Annotated in this window: 18 protein-coding genes and 3 pseudogenes; 12 read left to right on the forward strand and 9 right to left on the reverse strand. The window is 63.3% G+C overall.

The genetic code is table 11. The features are described 5' to 3' along the window. Positions 1-316: 316 nt before the first annotated feature. On the forward strand, positions 317-913 hold the full coding sequence (locus AQ610_RS19600; protein ID WP_009914058.1) for a phosphatase PAP2 family protein: 597 nt from the start codon (positions 317-319) through the stop codon (positions 911-913). A 32-nt stretch (positions 914-945) separates the two neighbouring features. Here AQ610_RS19600 and AQ610_RS19605 read toward each other — a convergent pair whose 3' ends face one another. The 4 genes and pseudogenes from AQ610_RS19605 to AQ610_RS37485 form a co-directional block, all read right to left on the reverse strand. Further along, entirely contained in the window at positions 946-1,182 is a 237-nt protein-coding gene (locus AQ610_RS19605) for a hypothetical protein (protein ID WP_006028379.1), read from the reverse strand. A gap of 497 nt (positions 1,183-1,679) precedes the next feature. Further along, the gene (locus AQ610_RS19610) at positions 1,680-2,507 is read right to left on the reverse strand and encodes a siderophore-interacting protein (RefSeq protein ID WP_015603441.1); all 828 of its coding nucleotides are present in this window, start codon (positions 2,505-2,507) and stop codon (positions 1,680-1,682) included. A 42-nt stretch (positions 2,508-2,549) separates the two neighbouring features. Next, positions 2,550-3,266 carry a PadR family transcriptional regulator gene (locus tag AQ610_RS19615; RefSeq protein WP_043282959.1) on the reverse strand — a complete coding sequence of 239 codons (717 nt, stop codon included), beginning with the start codon at positions 3,264-3,266 and terminating at the stop codon, positions 2,550-2,552. A 113-nt stretch (positions 3,267-3,379) separates the two neighbouring features. Then, positions 3,380-3,910: pseudogene (locus AQ610_RS37485) on the reverse strand (transposase); the annotation flags it as partial. A gap of 488 nt (positions 3,911-4,398) precedes the next feature. On the opposite strand from AQ610_RS37485, the gene AQ610_RS34195 reads away from it, so the two are divergent. Beyond that, the gene (locus AQ610_RS34195; RefSeq protein WP_157225898.1) at positions 4,399-5,355 is read left to right on the forward strand and encodes a JmjC domain-containing protein; all 957 of its coding nucleotides are present in this window, start codon (positions 4,399-4,401) and stop codon (positions 5,353-5,355) included. 80 nt (positions 5,356-5,435) lie between these two features. Next, entirely contained in the window at positions 5,436-6,662 is a 1,227-nt protein-coding gene (locus AQ610_RS34200) for an MFS transporter (RefSeq protein ID WP_080595165.1), read from the forward strand. 139 nt (positions 6,663-6,801) lie between these two features. Here the strand turns inward: AQ610_RS34200 and AQ610_RS19625 are convergent. Next, positions 6,802-8,125: pseudogene (locus AQ610_RS19625) on the reverse strand (IS4 family transposase); the annotation flags it as partial. A 239-nt stretch (positions 8,126-8,364) separates the two neighbouring features. Continuing rightward, positions 8,365-8,676, reverse strand: a pseudogene (locus AQ610_RS19630) (ABC transporter permease); the annotation flags it as partial. 240 nt (positions 8,677-8,916) lie between these two features. On the opposite strand from AQ610_RS19630, the gene apyO reads away from it, so the two are divergent. The 6 genes from apyO to apyS all read left to right on the forward strand — a co-directional run bounded on the left by apyO (position 8,917) and on the right by apyS (position 15,413). Next, positions 8,917-10,326, forward strand: a complete 1,410-nt coding sequence (gene apyO / locus AQ610_RS19635; protein WP_006028384.1) for a RiPP biosynthesis cytochrome P450 ApyO — start codon at positions 8,917-8,919, stop codon at positions 10,324-10,326. A 150-nt stretch (positions 10,327-10,476) separates the two neighbouring features. Continuing rightward, the gene (gene apyA / locus AQ610_RS19640; protein ID WP_006028385.1) at positions 10,477-10,677 is read left to right on the forward strand and encodes an aminopyruvatide family RiPP; all 201 of its coding nucleotides are present in this window, start codon (positions 10,477-10,479) and stop codon (positions 10,675-10,677) included. A gap of 111 nt (positions 10,678-10,788) precedes the next feature. Beyond that, positions 10,789-11,640 (forward strand): multinuclear non-heme iron-dependent oxidative enzyme ApyH, encoded by an 852-nt coding sequence (gene apyH / locus AQ610_RS19645; RefSeq protein WP_009914071.1) that lies wholly within the window; start codon positions 10,789-10,791, stop codon positions 11,638-11,640. Next, entirely contained in the window at positions 11,637-12,470 is an 834-nt protein-coding gene (apyI, locus tag AQ610_RS19650) for a RiPP maturation protein ApyI (protein WP_009914072.1), read from the forward strand. The genes apyH and apyI overlap by 4 nt, the downstream gene beginning before the upstream one ends. Next, positions 12,467-14,410 (forward strand): RiPP biosynthesis radical SAM protein ApyD, encoded by a 1,944-nt coding sequence (apyD, locus tag AQ610_RS19655; RefSeq protein ID WP_006028388.1) that lies wholly within the window; start codon positions 12,467-12,469, stop codon positions 14,408-14,410. Before apyI ends, apyD begins: the two co-directional genes overlap by 4 nt. Before the next feature lie 13 nt (positions 14,411-14,423). After that, positions 14,424-15,413, forward strand: a complete 990-nt coding sequence (gene apyS / locus AQ610_RS19660; protein WP_009914073.1) for a RiPP biosynthesis methyltransferase ApyS — start codon at positions 14,424-14,426, stop codon at positions 15,411-15,413. A 231-nt stretch (positions 15,414-15,644) separates the two neighbouring features. Here the strand turns inward: apyS and AQ610_RS19665 are convergent, their stop codons facing one another. Beyond that, positions 15,645-16,265, reverse strand: a complete 621-nt coding sequence (locus AQ610_RS19665) for a LysE/ArgO family amino acid transporter (protein WP_006028390.1) — start codon at positions 16,263-16,265, stop codon at positions 15,645-15,647. A gap of 107 nt (positions 16,266-16,372) precedes the next feature. Here AQ610_RS19665 and AQ610_RS19670 point away from each other — a divergent pair, with 107 nt between their 5' ends. Further along, entirely contained in the window at positions 16,373-17,266 is an 894-nt protein-coding gene (locus AQ610_RS19670) for a LysR family transcriptional regulator ArgP (RefSeq protein WP_006028391.1), read from the forward strand. 44 nt (positions 17,267-17,310) lie between these two features. On the opposite strand, the gene fnr is transcribed toward AQ610_RS19670, so the two are convergent. Next, complete coding sequence (gene fnr / locus AQ610_RS19675; RefSeq protein ID WP_009914074.1) at positions 17,311-18,066, reverse strand: fumarate/nitrate reduction transcriptional regulator Fnr; 756 nt, start codon at positions 18,064-18,066, stop codon at positions 17,311-17,313. Positions 18,067-18,215: 149 nt separating this feature from the next. Beyond that, positions 18,216-18,683, reverse strand: a complete 468-nt coding sequence (locus AQ610_RS19680) for a universal stress protein (RefSeq protein WP_006028393.1) — start codon at positions 18,681-18,683, stop codon at positions 18,216-18,218. Positions 18,684-19,026: 343 nt separating this feature from the next. Between AQ610_RS19680 and AQ610_RS19685 the strand changes: the two genes are divergently transcribed. Then, positions 19,027-19,257: a hypothetical protein gene (locus AQ610_RS19685; RefSeq protein ID WP_009914076.1), complete on the forward strand. Its 231-nt coding sequence runs from the start codon at positions 19,027-19,029 to the stop codon at positions 19,255-19,257. Positions 19,258-19,648: 391 nt separating this feature from the next. Further along, entirely contained in the window at positions 19,649-21,229 is a 1,581-nt protein-coding gene (locus tag AQ610_RS19690; protein ID WP_043302302.1) for an aldehyde dehydrogenase (NADP(+)), read from the forward strand. Positions 21,230-21,232: the final 3 nt, after the last annotated feature.

A 21,232-nucleotide genomic window follows, 5' to 3' on the forward strand; every position in this document is an offset into this window, starting at 1 on the left:
GCGCATCGGCGGGTAATGGGAGACAAATCGCTGCCGCGCCGAGTCGCAAAGGTGAGGCTTTTCGGGAGCTTCGGTGAGTATTTGCGGGACCCGTGAAACGAGGGTGAACGCAGGCCGAAAACCGGATGCGGTGACATGCGGCGCGCGCAATTGAACTTTTGGGGCGTGACTGTTCTCGAAGCGTCGCGTTGTTGAAATTGTCGATTTCCCTTTCGATCTCGCGGCGCTTCGGGTTAAGCCTGTCTTAAGCGTGCGCGTTCTAGCATCGTGCGGACCGGTGACCCGGCATCGTTCGATTCGCTACCGTTTCAGCCCCATGCAAAACTTCAATCTCGCCGTCTTTTCCGCGCTCAATGCGGGTCCCTCCCCACATCTCGCCGCCGCACGCTTCGGCGTGTTCGCCGCCGATTGGCTTGTCTACGCGGTGCCCGCGCTGCTGTTGCTGACCTGGGTGATGGGCGCGCGCCCGACGCGCCGCCAGGCGATCGAAGCGGGCGTCGGCGCGTGCATCGCGCTCGCGCTCGCGCAGGTGATCGGCCATTTCTGGTATTCGCCGCGGCCGTTCGTGCTCGGCGTCGGCGCGCAACTGATTCCGCACGCGCCGGACGGCTCGTTTCCGAGCGATCATACGACGTTCGTCTGCAGCGTCGCGGTGGGCCTGCTGATCGCGCGCGCGACGCGCCCGGCGGGCGTCGCGCTCGCCGTCATCGCGGCGGCGATCGGGTGGGGGCGCGTGTACGTGGGCGTGCACTGGCCGCTCGACATCGTGGGCGGCGCGCTCGTCGGCACCGCCGGCGCGCTCGCCGCGCATCTGTACGGCCGCCCGGTGACGGCGCTGCTCGACCGGATCGGCGAATCGGTGCATGCGATCGCGTTCACGCGATTGCACGAGCGGCCGATCCGCATCGACTGACGGCGATCGACGGGAATCGGAGGGAATCCGAATTAACCGGGCGTTCTCGTCTGCGCGGCGTCGTTCGTCGAGCCCGGCTCGGCGTCCGCGCCGCCGTGCAATTCGACGTTCCCGTTCTGCAACTGGCGCGCGGCTTCGCGATCGAGCGCGCTGTCCTTCAGGATCGCGCACATCGCGACGAACAGCGCGAGCGCGATTGCGCCGAGCCCGCAATAGCCGACGATTCTGAGCGTTCTCGGGATGCCTGCGTGAGTGTGACGGCGAGTCATGGTCGCGTTCCGGGTGGCGACGCGCGAAGTCGCGCGGTCTCGTTCTCGTTCGACGCGGAAAAAGTACGACGCGCGTCGCTGCGTTTTCGATATCCGGTCACGGCGGCGCGGGCTCCGTTGTCCCGTGAATGACGCCGATGCGTGCCGCGACGGCTTCGCCGAACCGGCCGCGTGCCGTCGACACAGGTATAGGACACGGGCGTTGCGGATGCAACTCCGTTCGTGTGGAGACGCGCGCGAGGCGGCTCGTGCGATGCAGGCGGATCGACGGAATGTGAACGTGTGCGCGTCGACGGATGCTGCTGCGGCGTTTATCTACGGGAAAACGGCGGAAAAACGAATGAAACGGCTTCGTCGATGCGCAGCGTGGCATCGAAGACGCGCAACGTGATTTGCCGTTCGCCACCCGCCGTTCGCCGGCGCAACGCTCATGCGCCCAGCCTGCCGCCCGCCGATGCGAGCCGAACGCACGCCGCGCGCTCGGCTCGCTTGCCGCATCAGTCTTCGAGCGATTCGTGCACCGCGACCGCGCCGTGCTTCCAGTAAGCGGACGCGCGAATCCGCGATTTCGCGACGCCGCGCTCGCGACACAGATGCTCGCGCACGCCGCGCATCGCGGCTGCTTCGCCTGCGGCCCACACGTAGCCGTCGCCCGCCGGCAGCGGCAGTTCGCGCAGCGCGTCGACGAGCTGGCTCGCGCCGCGCTCGCCGTTCGCCGCATCGCCGCGATGACGCCAGACGACATACAGATTCGCGTCGGTTTCGAACTCGATCTGCGCCGACGGATCGGCCACCTCGAGCACGGCCGCGACGCGCGTGCCGGCCGGCAATTCCTCGAGCCGTCGCGCGACGGCGGGCAGCGCGGTGTCGTCGCCGATCAACAGATGCCAGTCGAAATCCTTCGGGATCACGAACGAACCGCGCGGCCCGCCGATGCCGAGCGTCTGTCCGACGCGCGCCCGCGCGGCCCACTGCGACGCCGGCCCCGGATGGCGCAGCACGAAATCGAGATCGAGCTCGCGCGCGGCGCGATCGTAGCGGCGCGGCGTGAAATCGCGGGCGATTGGCCGCGGCTTGTCTTCGGGAAACACGATCCCGTCCGGGCCGAATTCGGGGCGTGCGGGCGCGTCTTCGCCGGGCGGCGGGAAGAAGACTTTCACGTGATCGTCGAACGACGCCGATTCGAAATCGTCGAGCTCGTTTCCTGTCAGCGTCACGCGCTTCAGGTGGGGTGTCACGTCGACGACGCGCTTGACCTGCAGCAGGCGGAATTTCAGCGTATGGCGCACGCGTACGACCGCGCGCTCGGTAGTCGGTTGGGTCATCATATCGATCGGTTCTCCTTGATAAACCGGACGCGGCGGGATTCAGCCCTCCGTGCGGCCTTCGATGTCGGCGACGGCGCGCCGCAGAATGGCCGCGATGCGGCGTTGCTCGTCGGCGCTGGCGCCGCTCTTGCGAAAAAGCGCCTGCTTGAGAGCCATCCGCGCTTCGACGAATTCCGGCAGCCAGCCGCGCGTGTCGTCGTCGGGCGCGGCAGGCGCTTCGCCGGCGAACGCGCGACGCATGAAATCCATCTTGCGACCGAGATGCGCAAGCTTCGCGAACAGCATCTCGACGCGCTCGCGCTGCGCGTCGAGATGCGCGCGGCCCGCGTCGGCGAGCGCGTAGCGCTTGCGGTTGCCTTCGGCCTGCACCGTTACGTAGCCGAGCTCCTCCAGATAGGTGAGCGCCGGGTACACCATGCCGGGGCTCGGCGCGTAGAAGCCGCTCGAGCGCGTGTCGAGCGCCTTGATCAGCTCGTAGCCGTGGCTCGGCTGCTCGGCGAGCAGCGCGAGCAGCAGCAACTGCAGATCGTCAGCGCTGAATTGGCGGCCGCGCGGCATCGCGTCGTCTCCGCCGAAACCGCCGAAACCGCCGAAACCCCCGGGGCCGCCGCCGAAGCCGCCGAATGGGCCGAAACCGTGTCGGCCGCCGCCGCGGCGATGGCCGCCGAACATATGGCGGAACATCTCGAGCGGGCTGGGGTGAACCGAGTCGTGCATGCCGCATTCGCGGCGGGAAAACCGTTGAGCGTGGTGCATTGTCGCCTCCTGGGTGACTTTGGATGTATCGAAAGATATATATCGAAAGATATAAAGTCAACGTGATTTAAAAGGGGCGGATGAGAGGGGCGCAGTTGATTGTCGACGTATCCGAGGACTCGCCGATACTTGTCATGATCGTAGCCGCGATCCGCAAAGACGCATTTGGGCCGGCTCAGCGGTCGGCCACGGACGCTTGATCGGCATGATCGCTTCGATCAAGGGAATCAGTTGCGTGACGTGATTGTGTGGCTAGGGGGCCGTCAGGAGGATTGCCGCGACTGGTGCACCGCTGGCGTCGGTGGGGTTCGGGCCGGTTCTTCGCCCGCTCCAACCGCACGAATTGACGAGGAGCCGGAGACCACGCGCGAGAAGTCGATCTGCCTTGCTGCGTGTAGTTTGATCAGTCGCAATGCGCGCAAGGCGTCCCGCACGCCAGCCGCTGCAAGCTGCTCACACCCGAGCCAGATCCATTTCCGCAGGAAGATCGCGCCGGCGAATACCCGTCTTCGGCACGAGCAGGATGCTCGTGAGCGCGGCTTGCGATCTCGATACCTGAAGCGACGGGGCTTGGTCGGCGGTAGAAGCGGCTCGATTAGTTTCCACAATCCGTTGTCGACGATTGACTTGCCCGTCTTCCTGATCCCGTTGTCAGCGCTTGGTTGACAGTGGAAGTCATATCTGAAAATTGAGCTTGCCCTGTTCGCCCGCTGATAATGACAATTTTGCGTAACTTGAAATTATTAATTGAACTGAGCCCGTTCATGAAGCGGAACAGATTCAATCGCGATCAATAATAATTCTCAAGCTGTAAATCTCTTCAGGTAAATATGCAATAACAGATTTATTGAGGTTGGGGTAGCATTTTGTGATTGGAGTGACGAAGAACAAAGGCTAAATAATTCATTTTCCTTGCTGTGTCCATACGAAATCTCATAGAGCAAAAAATTTTGAAAATAATGCTGATCGTGCTAATTTGAATGGGCTGCCATCATTCGATGGTGGCTCATTGGTTTCTTGATTTATCAAAGGAGCGGAAATGACTCTCAATGCTGAAGACATCAATTTGAATAAACAATACGTCAAGCTCCGGGAGGTGAACAAATCTTATCTGTAATGGAGAGTGAGGGATTTGGATGATTACTTGAATTCTCACGAGGGAAATTTGCATGAATTCGTGCAGGGTGCGAAAGACGGATCACTGATAGATATTCCTGCGTTCAATGAAAATAATGGTGGAGGGAAAAAGCAGTTCATCGCAAATAAATTCCACAAGGGCGCAACGTTCAAGCTCAGCGAGCTTGAATGGAGAATTCCGCTGTTTGGTTCCCTGTGCAGACGTATAGAGGGAACATTCGGTGGTGAAGCCGTCGCGAAAATATTCCTTACCCCGCCAAACACCAGTGGATTCTCGTCGCATTTTGATTCGGAGTCTGTCTTTGCTGCTCAGCTTTCCGGCACTAAGATATGGTCGACCTATCCAAGAATCGCGACCAACCCGCGTGCCTCAGTGGCACGGAAGCTCACTGCGAAGGAGATTTCACAGCCTGCCGAGCAGTTCGTTCTGGAGCCCGGTGATGTGCTGTATTTGCCAGCCGGGACGCCTCATCGAACGCAATGTGACGGCGCCATGTCGCTATACGTAAGTATTGGATTGACGCCGTGGACCGCAACGGATGTGATCAAATACATCGTCGACAGTTTGTCGCTCAAGGAACCGGCCCTGCCTGCGCCGCTGTTCCAGTCCGAACCCTACTGCGAGATCCTGCTCAACGAGGCCATCGACCGTGCCGCGACGGAACTGAAAAAAGTATCTGCCGGCAAAGCTTGGGCTCATTACATTCGCTCGGAAAATTCAGTTCGCCCACGTGTCAATGATCAGGCGTTTACCAATTACAGTTTCGCGCAGGACATTTCCGCGACATCGCTCGTTCGACGTAATCCGTGCAAGCTGGTTGAAATCGTCGAGAGTGAGAATGGAATAAGACTATATTTATCTGATTCGACGAGTGCCGCCCTTAATTTGCAGAAGCAACCATCTTACTTGGAACTTCCTGGATTCGTTAAGCAGGATCTGGAGGAACTGTGACATCGCGCAGGTTCCTGGCGCCCTCGACACGAAGTCGAAAATTATTCTCGTCAAAGAGCTCTTGAAACACGGAGTGCTAAGTGCAGAATAAATCTTTTCTTCCAGTTTTACTGGGTGACGTATTTGCCAATTTCGGATCATGGGTTGATTTTCTAGCGATTCTCACGCTGACGGCTTATCAGTTTCAGGCGTCGACGTACGATATGGCTGCACTCAGTACGGCGATGTTGGTTCCCGGAATAGTGCTTGCAAAGAGAATCGGCGGGATGTGCGATGCTTACAGTCCAAGGACGGTTCTCATCGTCAGCCTTATTGCGAGGATCGTGGCTACATTCATTATTATTTTCACGCGAAACTATTGGGCCTTCCTGGTGATTGTTCTGTTGCGGTCCTTCGCAAGCTCATTCGTTGTGCCTGCCGTCAATTCTCTCGTAAAACGCGTATCGACAGAGGACATTCTACAGAGGCGATTTTCACTGTTGAACGTGACGAACAATTTTGCAAAAATTTTTGCACCCATTGTCGGCACGGTAGCCAGTCAGATTTTAGGGGAAAGATTTGTTCTATTCGGTTCCATTGCACTAAGTTTAATTGGGGCGGCTTTCTTTGCATTGGCAGTCAATCCTTCCATCACAAACCAATCGATTGACTCAGGAAAATCATTGGAAAAGTTGACGTCCGTGTCGCCCATCGAATTACCGATTAATGCGATGTTGCCTTTGCTAATCTGCGTCGCGTTATATTCTGCGCTAGGCCAGATCGTCAACAATCAGATGCCCCTCATTCTGAAATCGTTGGGATACGGCAAGGACATGCTGGGTCTGTTGGTTTCATCAGCAGGAGCGGGGGGGATCGTGGGTGGAATGTTGCTGGCCAGCAAGAAAGCTGCCTTGGGATCGGGCGCGAGCGTTCAGCGCGTCGTTGTCCCCGGCATCGCGTCGGCAATGACCTTCATGATTATCGGTGTCGCGATACAGCACCCAGCACCGTTGAGTACCTATATTCTGTCTTTCGCATTCTTCACGACTGGCTTCTGCGGGTCCAATTTTGCGATTGCATCCAATATCTATCTCAGCCATCACTTTGGATTTGCAATCGGGCAGGCGAGCTCGATCCGGCAAGCCGTACAGTCGTTCATCAACCTGGTGGTGCCATTTGCTGGTGCATATCTTCTGAATCATCTAAAAATACACCAGGTATTTATATATGATGGCGCGATTATATCTGTGGCGTTTTTGGTAATTGCGGCTTATGTCAAAATGGCTCGCCAAAAATCTTCATATATTGCGTCGGAGGCAGGCCAATGAAAGATTCGAGCGATCGCCGTTCTAGCCCGCCAGTAATTTCCCGTTATTTTGGCGTTGATGCGCTGAAGATTCTGACTCTGCCGCAGGACGACTCGCGGAGGGCAACTCCATTCCATAACACACAAGTCCGGTGCTCAACCTCGCGCATATATCTGATGCCGGCAATGAAGTCCACGATTCGCTGCATGCCTAGCCAGATGGTTTTGACGCCAGGCTCGCCATCGCCTTTGTGCGCGAGGAAGCCGCCGAGCCTAGCGACGAGCCGTACCACTTCATTCAGTTGCGGTGGTTTATCGGGCGGGGTCTTCTTGTTGAGGATGAAGGCGGCCTTCCATTCATCGGGCTCAAACAGCAGTCCGGCATCAAGGTCCGGGCAAGTGCGGCCTAAGCGCATGAGACGAGCAATGCGCCACGCCACCACCATGAACACCGCCAGTGCCCGCTCGATGCGCTCGATCGCGCTCAGTTGCAGCGCCTCGACTCGGCAACCCTTCTTCAACTCATGAAAGAAGGTTTTCACCTCCCAGCGGGCGCGATACCAATCGATCAGCCGCGCAGCCTCGGCCAGATCCGGGCACGTCGCAATTGCTCAGCAAGCGCCATTCGATCGGCGTCACGCCGCTCGGCGTGTCTATCTCGCGCGCGACCAGGCAACTGATCGACACCACACCGCCCTGGGCATCGGGCAGATCGACCCGTCGACTCCATATTTGCTGATGAACTTCCCGCGCCTTCTGTCGCTGGCGACCAGGCAACGTGAATCGAATTTCACCGAGCGGCTAAGCTTGCGTGGCGTGATCCCAGAGTTTTTGATCCTCGGGCAACGCGCGATTGTGCTGGGCGAATCAGCCAGTCCGCCGGACAGCCGAGATCGTGCGCTCGGCGCATCAGCGCGATGATGTCCGACTCCCGGTCCGCAACGTACACCAACCGCGTGCCGGGCAGATCCGCCGCCTGCTCCGCTACGCGTTCGTATCCTTCAATCCAGCGTGTGCTTTCCCTCTCGCCGCCACGCACACCATCGGCGCCCTTGCGCTCACGCGCCCACATCCAGGCATTCAACACGCCCAACGGTTCACGCTGCGGCGTGACCGCGTCGGTCGCGTGAACGTACATGCCGCGCTGGGCTTCATACGACAATGGCCCCAGTCCGGCGATGTCCTGCCCGTTGAAGTTCAACTCCGTCGTATCATCCAGGCACAGCACCACGTCGCATGCCCGCATCCGCTCAGCCGAGCACTGCCAATGTGGTTCCATCACGCCGACCCAGTCCAGCTTGTCCTGCGCGAAAAACCGATAAGCCGCAGCCGTCTCGGCCCAGCCGCCACACGCCTGCGGAAGGCTCGCCATCGGATTCCCCGACAGCTTTCGGCCAGCAGGATCGCCCGCCGGTTCAGCCGCTTGTCGCCCAGATCGATACCCTTGAATTCCATTGCCGCCCAGCTCCCCGTTGCTTCTGCCATTCGTGCATCGCGCAAAAAGCAAGAGTAAACGGCAAGCCGCGCAAGTTTACAAGCCGCTCACGCCGACTTGTGTGTAATGGAATGCATTCAACCCGCACCCCTCGCCATCACTCATACCGCAGCGCCTCCGCCGGCGCGAACCCTCGCGCTGCGCCAATAAGCGGAAGGCGTCACGAACCGAATGTCGAGCGCGCAGCCGAGTACCACGCCCGTCACCTTGCCGCCGTGCATGAGCAGCCCTGGGCCTCGGCGTACGGCGCCGCGCGCTTGACCGACGGATTGCGCAGCGATTCATCGGCGGTTCGCATCCAGTCCGGCATCGTTCCCGTCGGCGAGAAGATCTCGACGTGCGCGAGCACCGACAGCATGCGGTCGCGCCCTTCGCTCCTGAACCCGTTCATGACGGACAGCACGATGATCAGCGCGGCCACGCCGGGCGCGATGCCCGCCATCGACACCGCGGCGATGAACGAAACGAAGCCGTTGCCTGTCGCGCGCTTGCCGGCGCATGTATCGCGCAGCCCGATCTGCCATTCGTACTCGCGTTTCAAGGGGTGTTCTCTGATGGAAGGACGGGCGAGCGGCATGCGTCGACAGTCGGCGGGGCCGAAGCGTACTCCGCGTGCATCAACAGCGGCGCCACGGAATTTTCAGCTCGACGCGGGAGCCGCCGCTGCGCGATGCGGCAACGTAGACGCCATCAGGCGTGATACTGTGATGACGCCATGCGCTATAGCGATCAGCCGGCGTAGCCAGGATCGGCACGAGTCGCTCACGGATACTGCTCGCAAATGAATGGTCTACCTTCGTCGCTTCCACGAGTCGGCAGCACCGAGTCGCTCTTTGCGGAGCCGCTCGCGTTTCTCGCACGAGCTCGCTCGCAGCACGGCGATGTCGTCGTCATGCGAGAGCGCGGCCCGATTTTCTCCCGCGCGAGCGATTGCAGCGGCGTGATAGCGGTATTCGGCGAGCATCGGCTTCGACAGATATTGACCGAGATAGACGATTTCGCGCTGCCGATGTCCGCGGCGGCGAAGTTGGCGTTGCCGAAAAATCTCGTCAACCTCAATCGCGGCTTGCACAGCATGCGCGAGCCGGAGCATGGCCGGCACAAGCGCCTCCTGACGGGAACGATCAATCGCGAGCTGTTCGACGCGCATCGAAACGGGATACGAGCGGCGTTGGATCGGCTGGGCGAAAGGCTGAAGGAAGACGGCCGGATTGCCGTGGTCAGCCGGATGCGCGAGCTGACCTCGGAGATGGCGTCGCATGTCTTTCTTGGGCCGCGGTGCCATGAAGAGGATGCCGAACTGGCTTTTCTATTAAGCGCTTATTTTACTTTGAGGCGCGAGGCGTCTTCGCTGAACGCGCGCGATCCTCATGTATACCGGGCCGAGCTGATCGGCGTCGGGCAGCAACTCGATCGCACGTTGCGGGAGCGCATCAGACGGTATCGGAATGGTCCCGCCGACGATCGGGCGGGGCTGCTGCGACGTCTGGCAACGGCTGGCCTGCCGGGTTCGCCCGCGCTTTCCGAGGACGAGATAGTCGGCCATGCCAACGTCATGTTCGTGTCGAGCACCGAGCCCGTCGCGATATCGCTGACATGGCTGCTGCTCGTTCTGTCGCAGTTGCCCGGCCTGAGACGCGCCCTGCGCGCGGAGATCGCCGGCCGCGCATCGTCGCCGACATCGCCGGGCGGCGCGCCATTGCTCGAGAACGTCGTCAACGAGACGCTCCGGCTCCTGACACCCAACGCGTTGATGGTCCGCGCGACGACGCGCGCGGTATCGCTGCAGGGCGTCGCGCTTCCGGCGCATTGCGAGATCGTCGTGTGTCCGTTCCTCGCGCATCGCGAAGCCGGGCCGTTTCCGGACCCGCTCGCATTCTCGCCGTCCCGGTGGGAGACGGCCAGGCCGTCTCCGTACGAGTATTTTCCGTTCGGCGCCGGCGGTCACTTCTGCGCGGGGCGAAATCTCGCGCTATTGCTGATTCGCGAAGTGCTCTCGACACTGCTGTTGCGCTTCGATTTCGTTTTGGATGGCGAACAGTCCATCGACTGGCGCATTCATATCATGCTGATGCCGACCGGTGACCCGACGCTCATCGCGCATCCCGCCGATGAACGCCGTGACACGCCATCGCCGAAATGGCGCGGGCCGGCAACCGACCTGTTCCATTTCGCGCCGGGGCTTTCTTGACATTTACTAGGGCGCGTCCTTTAATCAGAAGCAAATCGGCATGCATGCCCATCGGGATTTTTCCAGTCATTGATCCGCATCGCGCTTTCCAAGGGTTATTCCACGCTCACACGCTAAGCGGCGCGTTCCGCCTACAACACAGGAACAATCATGGCTACGAAACCCAAAAAAACAAAGGGCGTTTCTGTTTCCATCGAAGGGAAGCTGCCCAAGATGACCCTGGAAATGCCGGTGGATGCGAGAAAGATCAAGGCCATCCAGAAATGCCTTGAAAACGGCAAGCTGACCATCACGGTGAGCAAGGTGGATCTCGCCGGCGGCCGCATGGGCGAGGGCTACCTGTACGACTGATTTCGGAGGGAAGCCGCGTTGCCGAACGTCATGCGTCTGGCGCGCGGTCACGCAATAGCGGGCGACAAACTCCGAGCTTCGGCAGTTCGACCTCAAAGGCGCGGGAAGCCTATGAAAGCTTTCGATCGCGACGCTTCGATGCCTTGGATCGGTCTGGCGTATGGGCCCGGAATGGCGGAATTCGCCGCACGGAATGCGCATCTCGTCGATTACATCGAAGTGCCGTTCGAGCAATTGCGATTCTCGCCGGCGGTCGCCGAGCTTCAGCAAACCATTCCGTTCGTTCTGCACTGCGCCAGCTTGTCCATTGCGGGATTCGTGCCGCCGGACGCTTCGACTGTCGACGCAATCGAACGCACGGCCTTGCAAACCGGCACGCCTTGGATAGGCGAACATCTCGCGTACATCTCGGCCGATCCCATTGGCGAAGAGCTGGGTGGGGCCGGCGAGCCCACGTCGTTGTCGTATACGTTGTGCCCTCAGTTGAGCGACGAGACGGTGCGGCGCGTCGTCGACAATCTCGCTGCGCTTCGTCCGCATTTTCCGGTTCCGCTGATCGTGGAAAATTCGCCTCAATACTTTCCCATACCGGGCAGCACGATGGGAATGGCGGACTTCATTCGTGCGATCGCGCAACGGTGCGACGCCGGTTTGCTCCTCGACCTGAGCCACTTTCTGATCACGGCTTACAACACGGGCGCCGATGTGCATCGGGAATTCGCCCGGCTTCCGCTGGAGCGCGTGGTCGAAGTCCACCTGTCCGGCATGAGCGTGCAGTCCGGCACGGCCTGGGACGACCACTCGCTGCCGGCGTCGCCGATCCTGTTCGAACTTCTCGAGCGCCTGCTCACCGTGACGCGGCCGCGAGCGCTGACCTTCGAATACAACTGGTCGCCATACTTCCCGCTGTCCGTCCTGACGGCCCATATCGAGCGCGCACGCGAGTTGATGGGGCTCGCATGAACGCAAGGCAAATACACGCCCTGATCGCCGCCAGCGCCAGCAACCCGCAGCTCATCGCGCGTTGGCGGCAGCGTCCGGATCTGTTGCGCACCGCGGGAATCGAGCCGGACCAGCTCGATTTGCGCGTATTGGAAAATTTCGTCGGGTTGAGCCTGAAGGTGCGTCACAACGGCCTGCGCGGGGATTTTCCGCTGAGTTTCAGACTGCTGAGCGTAACCGGCCTCGAGATCGAGGTATTCGCCGCGTATGCGTCGAACTGCGCGCAAAGCGGCCATGCATTCGCCGCCACGCCGCGGGAGCGCGCGCGCGATCTGATTGCGTTTCTTGACAGATGGCTGGATCCCGCGCAACGAAATCACGCTCTGCTGTGGGACATCCTTCGCCACGAATATGCGCTTTCGTGCCTGCGGCAAGAAAGCGCCGCACCGCTTCCCGCCGCTGGCCTCGTCATTCGTTATCGGGCACGCGCGACGGGCGGCAGCATCCCGATGCTCAACGGCGCCGTCGCCCAGCACGTGATGCATTGCGATCCGGAGCGCCTGGCGGCGGTGTTGCGCCGGAAGGTGCCGGCGCTCGACACGGTGCCCGCCGCCGACACGTACTGCTGCTATTGGCGCTCCGCCGAAACGGGCGAAATCCGGTTTCTGCGGGTCGATGCGCTGGGCTACTTCGCAATCGAAGCGATCGACGGCAGACGATCCGCCGCCGACATCTGCGATCGGCTGCTCGGCGATCGTCGTCTGCTGCCGCAGTTCTTGAGGTCGCTCGACCAACTGGCCGGAATCGGGCTCGTGCGATTCGAGAGGCCGCCCGGAAGCGTCGCGGCATGAAATTGCTGCTCGTCGACAATCTCGTCATGCCGGAAGAGGGCTCGCTCGCCTATCTCGACGTGCATCCGCATCTCGGGCTGCTCGCGCTGGCCGCGGTCGCCGAGGCCGATGGCCATCGCGTGCAGATCTACGATCCGAAGCGACTGATCAGGGACGGCACGCTGGCTTACGATGCAACGCTTTACGAGCGGGCGAGCGACGCCGTGCTCGCCGAGCGTCCGGACGTGGTCGGCTTCACGGCGCTCGGCTGCAGTTTCCTGTTTGCCCTCAATGTCGCGGCGCTGCTGAAGCGGCGCGAGCCCGACTTGCCCGTTTTGCTCGGCGGGCCGCACGCGACGATGCTGCACCGGCAGATCCTCGAGCGATTCCCGCAGTTCGACGTCGTCGTCCGCTACGAAGCGGATGAAATCCTCCCCGCCGTGCTCGATTGCCTCGAGCGACGGACATTCGACGTGATCCCCGGATTGAGCTGGCGCGCCACGGGCCGCGGTTCGCTGTTGCGATTCACCGACGGCAAGCCCAAGGTCGAGAATCTGGACTTGCTGCCGATCGCGTCCTACGACCATTATCCGATCGCCGAATTGGGCCTCTCGATGCTGCGCATCGAGGCCGGCCGCGGGTGTCCGTTCGCGTGCACATTTTGTTCGACAGCCGGCTTCTTTCAACGCAGCTTCCGCATCAAATCGGCCGAGCGCCTGGTTCGCGAACTGGACATCCTTCACCGGCGTTATCGCGTGTCGGACTTCAAGCTCGACCACGACATGTTCACCGTGAACCGCCACAAGGTGATGGAGTTTTGCGAGGCGGTCGCCGGGCGCGGCTATCGGTGGCGCGCGTCGGCGCGGATCGACTGCGTCGACGAAGCATTGTTGAAGAAGATGGCCGACGCGGGCTGCGTGAATCTTTATTTCGGCGTGGAGACTGGCTCCGCGCGCATGCAGAAAATCTGCCAGAAGCGACTGGACTTGCAACGGGTCGAGCCCATTCTGGCGGCGGCGGATTCGTTAGGAATCGAGACGACTGCTTCGTTCATTACCGGATATCCCCAGGAAACCGGGCAAGACCGGGACGACACGCTGGACATGATCGGGCGCTGCGCTCGACGGCCGTCCTGCCTCACGCAATTGCACATGCTCGCGCCGGAGCCCGGCACGCCGCTGTTCGACGAGCGCGGGGCGGAAATCGCCTACGATGGCTATGGCGGGCCTTACAACACGCGCCTGCTGAGTTCGTCGGACGAGCGCGAGGTGCTCGACCATCCCGAGATATTCCAAACCTACTATTACTACCCCGCCGCGCTGCCGCGTGCGGAATGCATCTTTGTGGTCGAGGCGGCGGATTTGCTGCGCCGGGTCGGGCCGGTCATCTTCGCATACGCATTGCGGGAATTCGGCGGGCGGCTGAGCCGGCTGATATCGGAGTGGCGGCACTTCGCCAACGAAACGTCGCCCGGCGCGGCTCCGGATGCGGCGGGGCTGGAAGCCTTCGTCGCCGCGCGATTCGGCGGCGGCCATCACCTGCATTCGCTTTTCCGTTATGCGTTGCGGCTGTATGCGGCGCGCGCTCCGGCGGACGTCGTCGCCGAAGGGCCTTATGAGGCGGACCAGCCTTGCATACTGGCCGAAAACGTCGGCCTGCTGGAGGACATTCACAATTGCGAAGTATTGGTCGACCGCATCCGGCGATCGAACGAAGCTTCGCCGATGCTCGGCGACGCGGATGTCGGCGGGCTCGGAACCTATATCGTTCAAGGTCACGGCGAAGCCGCCACCGGCTATTGGGTGGAGTCCGGCATCGCGACGATTCTCGATCTGTTCAGATCGCCCCGTTCGTGCCGCGCCGTTGCGCAATGGCTGGCCGATGTCACCAGCAATGACGGCATAGACGCTTCGATCTTCGAGCCGCTGCTGCGCAGGGGCATCCTGGTCTCGGCCCGTTGACTCCATTTCGTCCATGGTGCGCCGGAAACTCGAACGCTGGTCCGCGCTGGATCTCGCAGAGGGCCTTCAACTGGCGCATGCCGTGGCCGCGCTGCAAGTGCTCGGCGTTCTGGACGCGATGAAGGAACCGGTGACGGCGCAAACGCTGAGCGACGGCCACGATCTCGATCCCGAGTTGTTGCGAGGCGTCCTCGAATACGCGGCATCGAGAACGAATCTGGTCTGCAAGACGGACCGCGGATTCACGATTTCCGAGCACTACACGGCGCAGGCGCGTTTCCTGCTGAACCTGTATGCCGGCGCTTACGCCGATAACGCTTCACGGCTGGCGACGCTGCTCCGGAGGCCGGCGCTGGCCGGCTCCATGATCGACCTCGTCGCGCACGCGCGCGCCTTCGACGCGAGCGAGGCCGGCGGAGGGGCACTGGCCGCGATCGTCAGCCAATTGCGTCTCAATCACGTGCTGGATCTGGGATGTGGCGCCGGCGCGCTGCTGCGCGAGTTGGCAGCGGGCGATTGCGAATTCGTCGGCTGGGGATTGGATCGCAATCCCTCGATGTGCAGGGCGGCTCGGGTTCGAGCGCGGCAAGCGGGGCTCGCCACGCGCGTGAAGGTGTTCCATGGCGACGGCAGGAATCCGGGGGCGTCGATCCCGCCGCGCGTGGTGGCGCGCGTGCAGAACGTCGTCGCGAGCCAGTTCGTCAACGAGATGTTTCGCGGCGGCACATCGCGGGTGGAAACGTGGCTTAGGCGCATGCGGCGCCTGTTGCCCGGGCGCATGCTCGTGATATCGGACTACTACGGTCGCCTCGGCCACGGCTTTCGAACGATGCACCGCGAGACGCTGCTGCACGACTATGTGCAGCTCATATCGGGGCAGGGCGTGCCGCCGCCCGATTCCGACGCGTGGTTGGCCGTTTATCGAGCTGCCGGCTGCCGGCCTCTGCACGTGATCGAAGACCGGACGGCGACGACACGCTTCGTTCACCTGGTGGGGCTGTAGGAGCGGGGCCGTTGCCGCCCGCCGAATGCGCCCGCGCCGGATGCGGCGCGAAGCACTTGCGCGGTCGGCCCGTCGTCGCGTCGCGGCCGTGAACGCCGGGCCGGGCGCAGAGCGTGTTGTCAACGGCGTGCTTCGGGATTCGCGATGCGCTCGCGATCGCGCGTCTCGTCGCACGCGCGCTGCGCCCCGTGCTTTCTCAGCGCGCGAGCGCGGCAAACCGGATCTTTCACGTCACCGCAACTGCACCGCCGCAAGGAACAGCACCATGCTGCCGATCGCGCCGTCGAGCACGCGCCACGCGAGCGCGCGCTTGAACCACGGCGCGAGCAATCGCGCGCCGTATCCGAGCGCGACGAACCACACCGCGCTGACGGCCATCGCGCCGATCGCGAACGCGCTGCGTGCGCCTTCCGGCTCGCGCGCGCCGGCCGTGCCGATCAGCAGGAACGTGTCCAGATAAACGTGCGGGTTGAGCCACGTGAATGCGAGCGTCATCAGCACGATCGTCCAGGCGCGCTGCGCGGGCGGCGCGACAGCCCCGCCCGTCGCGTCGAGCGTCTCGTGTCCGGGCTTGAATGCGCGGCGCAGTGCGCTCAGGCCGAACCACGCGAGATACGCTAGGCCGACATACAGCACCGCGTGGACGAAGGTCGGATAGCGCTCGACGAGCACCGACGCGCCGCCGACGCCCGCGCCGATCAGCAGCATGTCCGACAGCGTGCAGAGCAGCACGATCTTGCCGACGTGCGAGCGCATGATCCCCTGCCGGAGGATGAACGCGTTCTGCGCGCCGATGGTGACGATGAGCGATGCGCACAGCATCGCGCCGTGAGAGAAAGCGATCCAGTTCATGTTCGTTGCGGCTTCGGGCGGTGGACTAACGGAGCGGGAGGCGCTAGTCTGCGATGATCGCTTGAATCAGAAAAGCTAAATCATCTAATGCTGATTAAGGAAAACTGATGCTCGACTACGCGTTGCTCGATGCGCTTGCCGAAGTGATCCGTCACGGCTCGTTCGAACGGGCGGCAAAAGCGCTCAACGTGTCGCCTTCGGCGGTGTCGCAGCGCGTGAAGCTGCTGGAGGAGCGGGTGGGCAGCGTGCTCGTGAAGCGCGGGCAGCCGTGCGTCGCGACGACGTCGGGCGCGCTGCTGTGCCGCCACACCGAGCGGGTGCGCATGCTGGAGGCCGAGCTGTCCGGGCATATGCCCGCGTTTGCGGGCGCGGAAGCGGGGGCGTGGCCGACGCTGCGCGTCGCCGTCAACGATGACAGCGTCGCGACCTGGTTCGTCGACGCGGTCGGCCCGTTCTGCGCGGAAAGCGGCACGTTGCTCGATCTCGTGATCGACGATCAGGACTACACCGCGGAGCGGATTCGCGACGGCAGCGTGCAGGGCGCGGTGACGGCGCTCGCGGAGCCGATCCAGGGCTGCCGCTCGACGCGTCTCGGCCGGATGCGCTATCACGCGGTATGCTCGCCCGCGTTCCACGCGCGCTATTTCGGCAACGGCGTCAACCGCGACGCGCTGCGGCGCGCGCCATGCGTGATGTTCAATCCGAAGGACAGCCTGCAGGCGCGCTTCATCCGGCGCGTGACGCGCGTCGATCTCGATCCGCCGCAGCACTGGATTCCGCACGTCGCGGGCTATCTGCGCGCGTGCGAGGCGGGGCTCGGCTGGGGCATGTGTCCGGAGCGGATGGTCGAGCGCCAGATCGCCGCGGGCGAGCTCGTCGATTTGTCGGACGGAAGGAGCATCGACGTCGAGCTCTATTGGCAGAGCTGGCGATTGTCGATCGGCTGGCTGGACGAGTTCAGCGCGGCGCTCAAGGCGAGCGCCGCGCAGTATCTCGATTGATCAGTGGATTCGGCGAAGGGAAAGGGCGGACGCTTCGTGCCCGGTTACAGCCGGTGCAGGCCGTCGAAATCGACGATGCGGACCATCCGGCCGTGCATCTCGATCAGGCCGCGCTTGTGGAATTTCGACAGCGTGCGGCTGACCGTCTCGAGCGTCATGCCGAGATAGCTGCCGATGTCCTCGCGCGTCATCCGCAGGTTGAATTCGTTCGGCGAATAGCCGCGCTTCATGTAACGCGACGACACGTCGAGCAGGAACGCCGCGACGCGCTCCTCGGCGTTCAGCGAGCCGAGCACCATCGTCTGCGACGTCTCGCGGACGATCTGCTCGCTCATCAGCTTGTGCATCCGCAACTGCATCGTGCCCGCTTCCGAGCACAGCGTTTTCAGCGCGCTGTATGGAATCACGCAGACCGAGCTGTCTTCGAGCGCGACTGCGGTGCGCGGATGCGCGTCGTCGCAGATGCCGTCGAGGCCGAGCGCCTCGCCCGCGAGATGCAGGCCGGTGACCTGCTCGCGGCCGTCGTGGCGCGTCGCGATGGTCTTCAGCGATCCTGAGCGCACCGCGTACAGGCTGTCGAACGTGTCGCCCTCGCGGAACAGCGTTTCGCCGCGGCGGACCGGGCGGGCGGTGCAGATCACGGATTCGAGGCGCGCGAGCGCCTCCGGCGCGAGCCCCTGAGGCATGCAGAGATGACGCATCGCGCACGTCGAGCAGTGCGCGGCCTGACGCGGCGCCCACGTGCTGGAGGCATGGACGGGAGCCGCGGCGGCGGCAGGTCGGGCGACGGGCGTAAGCATGATGGATGGCTCTGAGGTTGAATCGGTAAAGCCATTGTCCCATCGTGGACTAAGCCTGTTTAGCGACAAAACGCCGCGACTCCCCGTGCGATTTCCTTGTTCGGCCGCAACGCGCGGTTGCGGCGAAACATCGCAGCCATTGCGTTTGGTCAGCTTTCCCGATCTTCCGGGTGCGCGGCGGCCGGGATCAACAGCACGGGCAGCGCCGAATGGCGCACGCACTGTTCGGCGACGCTGCCGAGCACGAGCCGTTTGAAACCGCGCCGGCCGTGCGTGCCGAGCACGAGCAGATCCGCGCCGAACGCTTTCGCGCCTTCGACGATGAGCGACGGCACGTCGGCGAGCGACGTCGCCTCGCCGACTTTCAGCGCGCCTCGCACGCCGGCCGCCTGCATTTTCTCCGCGAATTCCTTCGCGAGCTCGTTGCCCTGCTGGAGGAGCTGCGTGCGCAGGATCGACGGATCGTAGCCGGGCACGTTGTAATAGATCGCGGCGTTTTCCACGACGTAGAAGGGCTGCAGTTCCGCGCCGCTCGTCCTGGCGATGTCGAGCGCCGCGTCGAATGCGTGGCGTGCCGTTTCGCTGCCGTCGACTGCGACAAGAATGCGCTGATACATGATGTCTCCGTGGTGCAGTTGAGAAAAGATCGGCCGTTCGGCCGGTCGAGTTTGACGACGTCTTTTTACAAAGTAAACGATTACTGACCGAGGTGCGGCGAACTGACGCGGCGGAGTAAACGCGGCGCCGCATTTTTCCGGATTCGATCCGGCGCCGTCGATTTTTCGCGCGCGACCGGCATGCCGGCTGGGTCGATCGACACCGCGCGCCGCGATGCCGTAATAGACTTGACCAGCTTGCCTACCGGCCGGCGCGGGCCGACGCTGGTTCGAAGCACATCGGGCGGGGGCGCCCGCTGCGCTCCGCGGGTCCGTTTCGCTCGACCGGAGAAGGAGGAGACATATGCCGTATGTTGCGCTCGAGGTGCTGACCGAGGACGCCAACCGGTACTCGCTGCCGGACCTGATCGGCGTTGGCGGCGCTTCGCCCGATGTGCCGCACGTGTGCGAAATGCTGTTCGCAGACGTGCAATGGCCGACGATCCAGGCCTATCTCGATCGGCAGGAGCTGCCTTACAAGTTTGCGATGCCGAGTACGGGGCGCAGGGTGGGACGGAACAACCCGTGTTGGTGAGCGTGACCGCTTTTTCGAAAGCGATGATCGCCAAACGCGCGCGGGGCCGCGATCCGCTGCCGGCGCTCGTGTCGCGCGGCGGTTCGAACGCATCGAGACGTCGATCCTCAAGGGCCTGCCGCATCCTCTTCTCATCGCGACAAAGAAGCGAGCCGACGCATCGCACTGTTGCTTGCCACGGGCGTTCGCGTGCACGTCCGTTCGCCGGTCGTTCGCCAGTCGGCCGAGCAGCGCGCCGCCTCGTCTGGCACGATAATGCGATTCACGTGTGCCGGATCGGCGCGGCGCATCGAGCCGCCCGATCGTCCCGAACGTCCTGAATCGTCGGCCGGCGGCTCCCGCAGCGGCCCGCGCGCGCCGCCCGCGGCAAACTTTCCAATCCGGAGGAAGCATGCAGATCACTGGGGAGATGTTGATTGGCTCGGCCGCGGTGCGCGGCACCGAAGGCACGATGCGCGCTTGCGATCCGGCGCGAGGTATCGAGCTCGAGCCGGCGTTCGGCGCGGGCGGCGCGGGCGATGTCGACCGCGCGTGCCGCCTCGCGAACGCCGCGTTCGATTCGTTTCGCCAGACGCCGCTCGAGACGCGCGCGCGTTTTCTCGAGGCGGTGGCCGAGCGCATCGTAGGGCTTGGCGATCGATTGATCGAGCGCGCGCACGCGGAATCGGCGTTGCCCGTCACCCGCCTCGAAGGCGAGCTTGCGCGCACGGTCGGCCAGCTCAGGCTGTTCGCGTCGGTCGTGCGCGACGGCCGCTGGCTGAATGCGACGCTCGATTCCGCACTGCCCGAGCGCAAGCCGGTCCCGCGCGCCGATCTGCGCTTGCAGAAAATTCCGGTCGGCCCCGTCGCGGTGTTCGGCGCGAGCAACTTTCCACTCGCGTTCTCGGTGGCGGGCGGCGATACCGCGTCGGCGTTCGCGGCCGGCTGCCCGGTCGTCGCGAAGGCGCATCCCGCGCATCTCGGCACGTCGGAACTCGTCGGACGCGCGATCCGGCAGGCGGTTGCCGATTGCGGACTGCACGAAGGCGTGTTCTCGCTCGTCGTCGGCGCAGGCAACGCGATCGGCGAGGCGCTTGTCGCGCATCCGGCGATCCAGGCGGCCGGCTTCACCGGCTCGCGCGCGGGCGGCATCGCGCTGATGGGCATCGCCGCGCGGCGGCGCGAGCCGATTCCGGTCTTCGCGGAAATGAGCAGCATCAATCCGTTCTTCGTGTTGCCCGGCGCGTTGCGCGCGCGCGGCGCGAAGATCGCGCAAGGCTTCGTCGAATCGTTGACGCTCGGCGTCGGGCAGTTCTGCACGAACCCGGGGCTCGTCGTCGCGCTCGAAGGGCCCGACCTGAAGGCGTTCGTCGATGCGGCCGCGCAGGCGCTCGCGCAAAAGGGCGCGCAGACGATGCTGACGTCGGACATCGCGTCGTCGTACGAGAGCGCGGTCGCGGCGCGTCGTGCGGCGGCCGGCGTCAGCGAGGTCGCGCAAGGCGCGCGCAGCGACGCGCGGAACGCCGCGTTGCCCACGCTTTTCACGACGACGCAGACGCAATTCGTCCAGGACCCGCAGCTCGAAGCCGAGATCTTCGGGCCGACGTCGCTCGTCGTCGCGTGCCGCGACATCGGCGAGATGATCGCGCTTGCCGAGCACGTCGAAGGGCAACTGAGCGCGACGCTGCATCTCGAAGACGACGATGTCGATCTGGCGCGCAAACTGCTGCCGACGCTCGAGCGCCGCGCGGGCCGCATCGTCGCGAACGGCTATCCGACGGGCGTCGAGGTCGCGCACGCGATGGTGCACGGCGGGCCGTTTCCGGCGACGTCGGATTCGCGCAGCACGTCGGTCGGCGCGCTGGCGATCGAGCGCTTCCTGCGGCCCGTCTGCTATCAGGACCTGCCCGCGGCGCTGCTGCCCGACGCGCTCGCCGACGCGAATCCGCTCGGCCTCTGGCGCCTGCGCGACGGCCGGCTCGGCCAGGCGTGAGCG

The organism is Burkholderia humptydooensis (assembly GCF_001513745.1).
GTDB lineage: Bacteria > Pseudomonadota > Gammaproteobacteria > Burkholderiales > Burkholderiaceae > Burkholderia > Burkholderia humptydooensis.

What these genes read in the sequence shown, in the direction of transcription:
- AQ610_RS19670 (WP_006028391.1), top strand. Translation starts at nt 16,373, where the DNA reads ATGCTCGACTACGCGTTGCTCGATGCGCTTGCCGAAGTGATCCGTCAC.
- apyO (WP_006028384.1), top strand. Translation starts at nt 8,917, where the DNA reads ATGAATGGTCTACCTTCGTCGCTTCCACGAGTCGGCAGCACCGAGTCG.
- apyS (WP_009914073.1), top strand. Translation starts at nt 14,424, where the DNA reads ATGGTGCGCCGGAAACTCGAACGCTGGTCCGCGCTGGATCTCGCAGAG.
- apyA (WP_006028385.1), top strand. Translation starts at nt 10,477, where the DNA reads ATGGCTACGAAACCCAAAAAAACAAAGGGCGTTTCTGTTTCCATCGAA.
- AQ610_RS19685 (WP_009914076.1), top strand. Translation starts at nt 19,027, where the DNA reads ATGCCGTATGTTGCGCTCGAGGTGCTGACCGAGGACGCCAACCGGTAC.
- apyI (WP_009914072.1), top strand. Translation starts at nt 11,637, where the DNA reads ATGAACGCAAGGCAAATACACGCCCTGATCGCCGCCAGCGCCAGCAAC.
- apyH (WP_009914071.1), top strand. Translation starts at nt 10,789, where the DNA reads ATGAAAGCTTTCGATCGCGACGCTTCGATGCCTTGGATCGGTCTGGCG.
- AQ610_RS19680 (WP_006028393.1), bottom strand. Translation starts at nt 18,683, where the DNA reads ATGTATCAGCGCATTCTTGTCGCAGTCGACGGCAGCGAAACGGCACGC.
- AQ610_RS19600 (WP_009914058.1), top strand. Translation starts at nt 317, where the DNA reads ATGCAAAACTTCAATCTCGCCGTCTTTTCCGCGCTCAATGCGGGTCCC.
- AQ610_RS19610 (WP_015603441.1), bottom strand. Translation starts at nt 2,507, where the DNA reads ATGACCCAACCGACTACCGAGCGCGCGGTCGTACGCGTGCGCCATACG.
- AQ610_RS19605 (WP_006028379.1), bottom strand. Translation starts at nt 1,182, where the DNA reads ATGACTCGCCGTCACACTCACGCAGGCATCCCGAGAACGCTCAGAATC.
- fnr (WP_009914074.1), bottom strand. Translation starts at nt 18,066, where the DNA reads ATGCTTACGCCCGTCGCCCGACCTGCCGCCGCCGCGGCTCCCGTCCAT.
- apyD (WP_006028388.1), top strand. Translation starts at nt 12,467, where the DNA reads ATGAAATTGCTGCTCGTCGACAATCTCGTCATGCCGGAAGAGGGCTCG.
- AQ610_RS19615 (WP_043282959.1), bottom strand. Translation starts at nt 3,266, where the DNA reads ATGCACCACGCTCAACGGTTTTCCCGCCGCGAATGCGGCATGCACGAC.
- AQ610_RS19665 (WP_006028390.1), bottom strand. Translation starts at nt 16,265, where the DNA reads ATGAACTGGATCGCTTTCTCTCACGGCGCGATGCTGTGCGCATCGCTC.
- AQ610_RS19690 (WP_043302302.1), top strand. Translation starts at nt 19,649, where the DNA reads ATGCAGATCACTGGGGAGATGTTGATTGGCTCGGCCGCGGTGCGCGGC.